This window comes from Corallococcus terminator, from assembly GCF_049194865.1.
GTDB classification, from domain to species: Bacteria; Myxococcota; Myxococcia; order Myxococcales; family Myxococcaceae; genus Myxococcus; species Myxococcus terminator_A.
Map to the genome: position 1 here is coordinate 40,551 of NZ_JBLZWL010000125.1, position 7,674 is coordinate 48,224.

General features: G+C 70.1%; 8 protein-coding genes. All 8 read left to right on the forward strand.

The features are described 5' to 3' along the window. Positions 1–651 carry a hypothetical protein gene (locus tag ACN469_RS37560; RefSeq protein ID WP_498776166.1) on the forward strand — a complete coding sequence of 217 codons (651 nt, stop codon included), beginning with the start codon at positions 1–3 and terminating at the stop codon, positions 649–651. Next, the gene (locus tag ACN469_RS37565) at positions 651–1,061 is read left to right on the forward strand and encodes a contractile injection system sheath initiator (RefSeq protein ID WP_498776167.1); all 411 of its coding nucleotides are present in this window, start codon (positions 651–653) and stop codon (positions 1,059–1,061) included. The genes ACN469_RS37560 and ACN469_RS37565 overlap by 1 nt, the downstream gene beginning before the upstream one ends. A 48-nt stretch (positions 1,062–1,109) precedes the next feature. Next, on the forward strand, positions 1,110–1,595 hold the full coding sequence (locus ACN469_RS37570; RefSeq protein WP_498776169.1) for a hypothetical protein: 486 nt from the start codon (positions 1,110–1,112) through the stop codon (positions 1,593–1,595). Next, the gene (locus ACN469_RS37575; RefSeq protein WP_498776171.1) at positions 1,592–3,157 is read left to right on the forward strand and encodes a hypothetical protein; all 1,566 of its coding nucleotides are present in this window, start codon (positions 1,592–1,594) and stop codon (positions 3,155–3,157) included. Before ACN469_RS37570 ends, ACN469_RS37575 begins: the two co-directional genes overlap by 4 nt. Further along, a complete protein-coding gene (locus ACN469_RS37580; RefSeq protein ID WP_498776172.1) occupies positions 3,154–4,557 on the forward strand; it encodes a hypothetical protein in 1,404 nt (467 codons plus the stop codon). The genes ACN469_RS37575 and ACN469_RS37580 overlap by 4 nt, the downstream gene beginning before the upstream one ends. Beyond that, entirely contained in the window at positions 4,554–6,311 is a 1,758-nt protein-coding gene (locus tag ACN469_RS37585; protein ID WP_498776174.1) for a tail fiber domain-containing protein, read from the forward strand. Before ACN469_RS37580 ends, ACN469_RS37585 begins: the two co-directional genes overlap by 4 nt. Further along, positions 6,308–6,520, forward strand: a complete 213-nt coding sequence (locus ACN469_RS37590) for a hypothetical protein (RefSeq protein ID WP_498776175.1) — start codon at positions 6,308–6,310, stop codon at positions 6,518–6,520. The genes ACN469_RS37585 and ACN469_RS37590 overlap by 4 nt, the downstream gene beginning before the upstream one ends. Before the next feature lie 27 nt (positions 6,521–6,547). Continuing rightward, positions 6,548–7,674: hypothetical protein (locus ACN469_RS37595; protein WP_498776176.1), on the forward strand; the 1,127-nt coding region annotated here is incomplete at its 3' end.

Genomic DNA, 7,674 nt, shown 5'->3' on the forward strand with positions numbered 1-7,674 from the left:
ATGCCCGCCCCGACCGGAAGCGAAATAGGCGCCCTGGCGAAGAGCGCGATGCAGTCCGCGAGCCTCCGGGGAGAGAACGCCCCGGACCTGGCCACCGCGCTCGGTGACGCCTGCGGTCAGGCCTTCATGCTCTTCGCCTCCATGGCCATGGTGACGCCGGGCATCCCCGCCGCCGCGCCGCCGCCGCCGGGCGCGGGCAGCACCGCCGGCCCCGGGATGATGCTGCCTCCGCCCGCGGGAGGCCCCGGGGCGTCGCAGATAGAGCCCATCGCCAAGGGCCTGCTCGCGGCGAACAAGATCAACGGCGAGCAGCGCGACGCGCTGGCGAAGGCCATCGCGCAGACGGTGGAGCAGGCCCTCACCCTCTTCACCGTCCAGGTGATGGTGGCGCCGGGAATCGCCATCGCCGGCTTCGTGACGTCGTCGCCCGGCAGCCTCATGGGCGCCGCGCCCGCGAAGCCCATGCTCCAGCCGATTGCGTTGGGCTTCCTCATGGCCGGTGGCATCCGGGGCGAGAACGCGCCGGACCTCGCGGGCGCCATGGCCGAGACGCTGTCCAACGCGCTCACACAGATGATGTCGCGCCTCCAGGTCTCCCCGGGCATTCCCAGCTCGCCCGGGGCGACGGCGGGCCCGGGGAGGTTGCTCTGATGGCGGACGAGCTCAAGACGGACCTGCGCCTGGCCTTCAAGGAATCGGGCGGAGTGGACCTGGACTGGTCCACCGACACCGGCGCCACCACGGTGAGCGGCAAGGACAACCTCGTCCAGGCCCTGACGATGCGGCTCATCGTCTACCGGGGACACCTGGAGCAGCTGGGCCACCAACGCTACGGCAGCCGCGTGGCGGACCTCATCGGCGAGCCGATGGACCGCGCCAACCTGGAGCTGCTGCGCCGCTATGTGCGGCAGGCCATCAAGGAAGACCCTCGCGTGGACGAGGTGCTGCAGTTGAGCGTCACGGCCCGGGCGGATGTGCCGGGCGCGGTGGATGTGCGGGCCCGCATCAAGGCCATCACCGGTGACGCGGTGGAGCTGGGACTGGCGCTCGACCTGGGTTGAGCGCGGCGGCGTGGGCAACGGGTACGGACACGACTTCGGGAGAGCGAGATGAACGGCAAGGAAAAGCAGGGCATGAACGGAGTGCTGACCCTCGAGCTGCTCAACCTGGACGGCTCGCTGATGGAGCGGCGCCGGGTTCCCAACCTCATCACCACCTCGGGCAAGCGGTTGGTGGCCGAGCTGCTGATGGGCCGGGTCAATGGGCTGCCCATCAACTGGTCCATCGTCGTGGGCACTGGCACCGAGGCGCCAGCCGCTGGAGACACCGTGCTGAAGGGCCCGGCGGCCGAGGCCATTGACCCGGCGCCCAGGGTGGAGGTCATCACCCAGGGCGACGGCTCCAGCCTGGTGCGCGCCATCGTGACGGCCACACTGCCCGCCCTCACCGACGCCACGGTGCAGCCGCTCACCGAGGCCGGCATCCAGATCACCCTGGGGGAGACCACGAAGATCCTCTTCAACCGGGTCCGCTTCGAGGAGGTCAATCGAGGCTCCAACATGGTCATGAAGATGACGTGGGAGATCTCCTTTTGAGCCTCATCCCTCCCGAGACAACCACCTTCAGCGCCATCGTCGAACGGCTGCTGAAGAACATGGGGCCGGGAACGGACCCCAACGCCGGTGGCATGGCGAGAACCCTGGCCGAAGCGTATGCGCGGGAGATGGCGACCTTCTACGCCATGATGGAGCTGGCCCACCGCGCCGGCTACCTCGACACGGCGGAAGGCGCCGCGCTGGACAACGTCGTCGCGGTGCTGGGCCTCAAGCGCGCGCGCGCCGGGCGCCTCACGGGTGAAGTGGAGCTGAGCCGCGCGGCCCCCGCGCCGGAGGACATCGGCATCCCCGCGGGACGGCAGTTGACGGGCCTCGCGGCGGACGGAAAACCGCTCCCCCTCTTCGAGACTCTCGAGGACGCCACCCTGCGAAAGGGCGACACGCGGGTCCTCATTCCCGTGCAGGAGATCCAGGAGGACTCGGAGGCCGCGGCCCAGGCGCCTCCCGTCATCAATCCCTTCCGGCTGACGCTGATGCCCAGGCCCATCCTGGGAATCGAAGCCGTCACCAACCCGGCGCCCCTGCGGCGCGGCTCGGACGACGAGACGGACGAGAACCTCCGCGCGCGCGCTCGCACCGCGCTGCGGGATGGCGAGAAGGGCACGCTGGAGTCCATCGCCGCCGCCGTGCGCCAGCAGGGCGTGCAGCAGGTCACCGTGAGGGAGCCCGCGGACGCGCCTCCGGGCGTCGTCGATGTCCTCGTCGGCGACACCGACTTCGAGTCGGACGTCGAGAACGTGGGCCGCGTCGAGGCCGCCATCCGGGAGACGAAGGCCGCCGGCATCCACGTCCGGCTCCGCTACGCGAAGACCATCTTCTTCCAGCTGGGCTTCAAGGTGGAGCCCACGAATCCGGAGATGGACGAGGTGACGTTCGACCGGCTCCGCCGTGAGCTCCAGCAGGCGCTCGCGCTCCACATGAACGAGCTGCCGGTGGGCTCGCCGGTGAGTCGCCGCAAGGTGGAATCCATCCTCTTCGGCAACCCCGCGGTGCGCGGGGTGAGTGAGCTGCAGGTGGAGACGTATGTCTGGGGCAGCAACCCGGGTCCCCCCGTCAAGAAGGTCCTCGTGAAGGAGACGGCGGGCCGACTGTACGGCGCCAACCGCGATTGGAAGATGGAGCCCCTGGAGGCCGCGCGCATCGACCTGGTGCTGGTGCTGCCGAGCATCACCCGCCTGCGCGCGCCGATGTGGCGGCTGAACCTGGTCGTCTCGCTGTCCAGTGGTGAAGCGCGCACGGCCGAGCAGGTCCGCGAAGCCCTGCGAGGCGCGTTGGACGTGTATGGGGCGCGGCTCTCCGAGGACGCGCAGATGGGGCGCGAGGCGAAGCTCACCTTCGACTCCTTGCAGCAGAGCCTGAAGACGCAGGCGCGCATCGAAGCGCTGCTGGGCTGCGACGTCACCCTGGAGACCGGCCTCACGGCGACCCTGGTCCTGGCGACGAACCCCGCCCATGTCGTGCCTGACCAGGTCACCCAGCTCCTGGTGCGAGCCGACGTCCGGCTGCAGTTCGGCGGGGCGGAGCTGGTGGGGGTCGGATGAGCGCGGACCAACGCAGACGTCGCATGGTGGGCTACCTGCCGCCCGTTCTCCAATCCGGAACGAAGATCAACCTCTTCTTCTCCACGCTCGCCCATGAGCTGGAGCAGATGGAGGGAGGCCTGACGCGGCTGATGCGTTCCCGCTGGCACGCGCTCGCGCGGGGCTTCCCCGTCGAGGCGTCGCTGGAGAACAAGGCGGACTCGGAGCTGGGGCAGCTCGCCGCGCTCTACAACCTGCTGCCTCGCCGGGGAGAGTCCGCCGACTACCTCCGCCAGCGCATCGCCACCGTGGTGGAGCTGCACCGCACCGGCATGGCCTCCGCGCCCGCCCTGCTCCGACTCGTGTCCCTGGTCTACATGGCACGGCAGCCGCCGGTCATCACCTGGGAGGGGAAGCTCGCGGTCGGCGTCTTCTCCGTGCCGCGCACGGATGGCACCTACAGGACGATTCGCGTCGAGCTGGAGGACAACCCTCCGACGCCCTCGAACGCGAGCTTCCGCAACGTGAGCGGGGGCCAGCGGCTGATCGCCACGAACAGAGGGCTGACAGCCGCGTCGCCGGCCATCGTCCTCAAGGCGACGGAGCGGGAGATCGCCGTGCCCGTCTTCCGCCACGAGCAGTCCGGGCTCGACCTCATCTTCCTGGGCCGGGTGCCCCTGAACTCCACGCTGACCTTGCGTGATGCGCGAGCCGCCTTCATCGACGGCAGCCCCGTGGACTCCAAGAAGAACCCCGTCATTCGCACGCACCCCACCCGCTTCTCCAGCCTGGATGACCCAGGCGTCCTGACGCGCTTCGATGCGCCCGAGTCCCGCTTCTCCGTGTTCGAGGAGGACCAGCGCGTCCCGGACCTGGTGCTGGGCGAGAACCACTGGCGCTACGACACGCTGGACCAACAACAGGTGCGCTCCTACCTCACGAGCTGGGACACGGAGCGACGGGAAGCCGCGACGGCATGGGCCCTGCTCGTGCGAGACACGCCGCGCGCGGACGTGCGCCTCGACTGGACGGAGATCACCCCCGCGACCTGCACGCTGCGCATCCCCGTCGACTACATCCCGCCGCATCTCCAGGTGCCCAACGAGGACCAGGTGGTGCCCGGGCTGCCTGGGCTGGTGAGGGAGTTGATGCGCGCGCTGGAGTACGGCCGCTGCGCCGGAGTGCGCACGCGCATCGAGTTCACGCTGCCCCTGCCTCCGGAGGCGCTCGTCGCAAGCGAGGGACCGCTCCGGCTGGAGGTCGAGACGTCCCTGGCCGAGAAGCTGGAGCCGAAGGACGCATTGACCTCGTTCGGTTCCACCATCGAGTTGCACGAACAGTTCCCAGATCCCCAGGAGAAGCTCGCCTGGGACGGCGTCTTCTCCGCGACCCGCTTCGATACCTCGAGGTTCCAGTCATGAGTGATCCCTTCTACACCGCGAAGTCCGGTGACCCCATCCTGGCGGACACCTGGAACAACATGCAGATCAAGACGCGGGATGAGATCCGCGCCCACACCCACCATGGCGCCGACGATGGCCGGCAACTGGATGGCGACAGCATCTCCGCCACCGCCGTGTTGAAGGTGAACCGGGTGGACGCCACCGTGTCGATGTCGGTGGGTGGCGTGGACCTCGCCACCAGGCTGAGCGCCCTGGACACCCAGAAGCTGGCCCTCACCGGTGGCAGCCTCACGGGCGCATTGTCGGTGACGGCCCACAACGTGGGCATCGGAGCGGCGGCGGGGACCAAGCGGCTGCTCGTCGTCGCGCCGGGAGGCGGCAACCAGAACGCGGCCCTGGAGCTGCGGAGCAGTGGCGAGGCGGCGGGCTGGGGCATTGGCGCCGTCATCCGGACCACCGGCGGCACGGAGGGCGCGGGGCTGGTGCTGAGGAGCCGCACCAAGAGCTGGCAGCTCCGCGGTGAGCAAGGCGCCGCCGCCACCGGCCTGCAGATCACCGAGGACGGAGGCGACGCGGACACGGGCTCGGGCCTGGGCACGCCGCGCATCCACATCAAGGCCGGTGGCAGCGTGGGCCTCAACACGACGGACCCGCAGGGCGCGCTGGACATCCGCCTCGCGGGGGCCGCCGCCGGCTTCGACAGGTTCGTGGTGAACACGACGACGGACTGGGGCAGCGGCACGGCGCAGGTGACCATCGGCGCCGGCGGTGGCGCGGGCCTGATGATCAACAACCCCCACGTCGTCTGGCACAAGACGGAGAACCGCGCGTCCATCCGCTACGGCCTGAGCGGCGGCGTCGCCACGGGCCTGTTCTGGGACGTGGGCGCCCGGCCAGGCAACGCGTTCTCCTTCACCGTCAATGGCACCCAGACGATGTGGATGGGCGCGGACGGCAGCGTCGGCATCGGCACCACGACGCCGACCGCGCGGCTGGACATCCAGGGCGGCGGCCTGCGCGTCAGCGGCGCCATCATGCCCTCCATCGGCAACGCCAATGGCAATGGCATCCAGTTCCCCGAGGACGCGTGGGGTGGAACGGGTGACGCGGCCTTCATCCGCTACTACCGCGTGCCCAACCCGCTCCCGGGTGAGGAGGAGAACGGCCGGCTGGTCATCGCCTGCACGAACGAGCCGGGCGACTCCATCATCTTCAATCAGTCCGGCGCGGATCGGATGACGATGGTCAATGGCTTCGTCGGCATCGGGACGCCCCGCCCGTCCACGCCGCTGCACATCCTCCAGCAGGCATCCAACGCGGGCCTGCGCATCCAGGAGAACAGCTCCGGCCGCTTCATGGACATCTGCTACGAGGGCCAGGGCAACTTCCACCTGTTCCACAGCAACGGCCTGGGCCAGTGGATGCAGCAGGACGGCATCTGGCGCGGCCCGTCGGACGCGTCGCTGAAGGACAACATCACCTCGCTCCAGGACGTCCTCCCGCGCGTGCTGGCGCTGCGGCCGGTGAGCTTCAACTGGAAGACCACCGGGGACCTCAACCTGGGCCTGGTGGCGCAGGAGGTGGAGGCCGTGTTCCCGGAGCTGGTCAGCGAGCTGAAGCTGGAGTCCGCGGGCGGCAAGGTCATCAAGGGGCTGGCCCACCAGGCCTTCAGCGTGCTCGCCATCGCGGCCCTCAAGGAACTCAAGCAGCAGTACGACGAACGATTGGCGACGCTCGAGCAGCGTCTCCAGAACCAGGAGCTGAAGTCATGATGGATGCCATCGAGAAGCGCCTCGCGGACCTCCGGGCCGAGCACGAAGCAGGTCAGAAGATGATGGCGGAGCTGGAGGCCAGGCGCTCGCACCTGGTGCAGACGATGCTTCGCATCGAAGGCGCCATGCAGGTGCTCCAGGAGCTGCTGCCCGCGAAGGCCGAGGGCGGCACCGCCACCGTGACGGACATCAAGGAAGCCGCTCGCTGATTCCCAGCACGACGTCAGGACTCCCCCATGAGTGATACGCGCGTCGGTGCCACGCTGACCTATACCGGGACGGCCACGCCTCCCACGGCCGCACAGGTTCCGGTGGACACCGCTGGCCTCGTCGTCGCCTTGGACGTGCCGGCGGGCGTGGCGCTGGTGCGCGCGGCACTCACCGTCCGCGCGCCGTCCGATGACGTGACGGTGAACCTGGCGCCCACCGCCACGCTGGCCACCAGTGGCGGGCAGACCGTCCTGGACCCCGGACAGCCCATCACCTGGCTCAGCCTGGACTGGGGGGCTCGGCGTCCCCTGTCCTCGGTGGACGTGCGGCTGCCCGCGTCCCCCACGCAGGCGGAGAAGAAGGGGCGGCTGAGCGTCGCGGAGGGTGGCGCCTGGTATCCCCCGACGCCGTCGGACACGGTGTCGGTGAACGCCGTCGCGCCGCTGCCCGGCATCCTCGCCAGCCGCCTCCTGGTGGAGTTCGTGGAGGCCAGCAGCTCGCCGCCTCCGGTGGGCACGCCGAAGACGCTGGCGGCGACGCAGGTGGCGAGCATCGCCCTGCGCGCACCCGCACGGCCTCCCGACCTCACGGCGACCGTGGGCGTGGGAGCGGGCGCCCTGTTCTTCCACCATGCGCTGCCCCTGCTGCCCCGGCAGGAGCTGGTGTTGGAGGACGCCTTGAGCGACGCGCTCCAGCGCGCGTGGCCGGTGGACCTCAAGGCCGGCGCGGTGGCGGTGGCGCTGCGCTCGTCGGGGCTGGGCATGTTCGACCGCGTTCAGCTCGCCCTGGACACGCTGGAGGTCATCCAGCGCTGGAGCGACGGCGAGGAGCGCCAGACGCTGCCGGTGGACACGGACAGCAACGTGTCCGCGCGAGTCACCGTGCCCAGGGACCGCGCGCTCTCCGAGGTGCGATTCCACGTCCAACATCGACTGCGCGACGAGGACCTTCCCCTCGCGCCGCGCCCGCCTTCGCTGCCCGCGCTGTCTCACCACTGCGGCTCCGGGTACTCCGCCGCGCAGGCCTTCCGCGCGACGCGCGCCACGGGCCCGCTCGCGGCCCTGGACCTTCACTTGCGGCCGTTGACCCGGCGCGTGGTGGGCACCCTCGCCTTCCATGCGGACGTGCATGACCGGCCCGACGATGCGCCCCT

Excerpts from the sequence above, each read along its gene's own strand:
- ACN469_RS37560 (WP_498776166.1), top strand. The coding sequence starts at position 1 with ATGCCCGCCCCGACCGGAAGCGAAATAGGCGCCCTGGCGAAGAGCGCG.
- ACN469_RS37565 (WP_498776167.1), top strand. The coding sequence starts at position 651 with ATGGCGGACGAGCTCAAGACGGACCTGCGCCTGGCCTTCAAGGAATCG.
- ACN469_RS37570 (WP_498776169.1), top strand. The coding sequence starts at position 1,110 with ATGAACGGCAAGGAAAAGCAGGGCATGAACGGAGTGCTGACCCTCGAG.
- ACN469_RS37580 (WP_498776172.1), top strand. The coding sequence starts at position 3,154 with ATGAGCGCGGACCAACGCAGACGTCGCATGGTGGGCTACCTGCCGCCC.
- ACN469_RS37585 (WP_498776174.1), top strand. The coding sequence starts at position 4,554 with ATGAGTGATCCCTTCTACACCGCGAAGTCCGGTGACCCCATCCTGGCG.
- ACN469_RS37590 (WP_498776175.1), top strand. The coding sequence starts at position 6,308 with ATGATGGATGCCATCGAGAAGCGCCTCGCGGACCTCCGGGCCGAGCAC.